The sequence below is a fragment of the Ewingella americana genome, assembly GCF_006438725.1.
Lineage (GTDB): Bacteria > Pseudomonadota > Gammaproteobacteria > Enterobacterales > Enterobacteriaceae > Ewingella > Ewingella americana_A.
This window is the reverse complement of the sequence record NZ_RCZD01000028.1, coordinates 1-777: the sequence shown is the minus strand read 5'-3', so window position 1 is coordinate 777 and position 777 is coordinate 1. Positions and strand designations below refer to the sequence as shown.

Here is a 777-nt window from a genome sequence, read left to right as displayed (position 1 = left end):
TGCTACGCAGTCTTGCATCCTCGGGTGTACCGAGCAGAGCGCTGTCACGCGACCCGGACGGGCTGCGCGCCCACCTCGGCGACTTGGCCGACGGATTGGTCGAAGTGGTGCCGGCCGATGCCGCAGACCCCACCTCGCTACGCACGGCTTTCGAAGGGGCCGAACAGCTTTTCCTCGCCATGGCCAACGGCCCGGAACAGGTCGAGCTCGAAACGCGTGTCATCGACATCGCCGCCGAGAGCGGCATCGAACACATCGTCAAGATCTCCGATCCTGCCGCTGCGGCGGACTCCCCCATCACTCTCTCCCGCGGCCACCATGCCGTCGGAGAACACCTGCGCGCCTCTGGGCTCCGCCACACTCTGCTCCGCCCTTATGCGTTCATGCAGAATCTGTTGCTCCTGGCACCGGCGGTGGCTGCGCAGGGGGTCATTCTGGGTGCGATGAAGGACGCACCGTGCAACTGGATCGACTGTCGAGATATCGGTGACGTTGCCGCGGCCGTGCTCACGCGCGCCGATCTCGCTGGCGGCACCTATGTCCTGACAGGCAGCGAGGCAGTCGGCTACGGCGGAATCGCCGATTCTCTGACCCGCATGCTTGGTCGCCCCGTCCGCTATATAGACCTGCAACCGCACGAACTGCGTCAAAACCTCGTCGATCACGCCCACATGCCTCCGTGGCTCGCCGAGCACATTCTGGAGATCCAGCACCTTGCTGTGTCGTGCCCGGAATCACCTACCGACACGGTGGTCCGTGTTCTGGGGCGCGAGCCCC

1 protein-coding gene is annotated in these 777 nt (G+C 65.1%); it reads left to right on the top strand.

Translation table 11 applies throughout. The annotated features are described in order from the left end of the window. Positions 1–777 (top strand): NmrA family NAD(P)-binding protein (locus tag EAH77_RS24975; protein ID WP_140476142.1); only part of this gene is annotated, 777 nt, incomplete at both ends.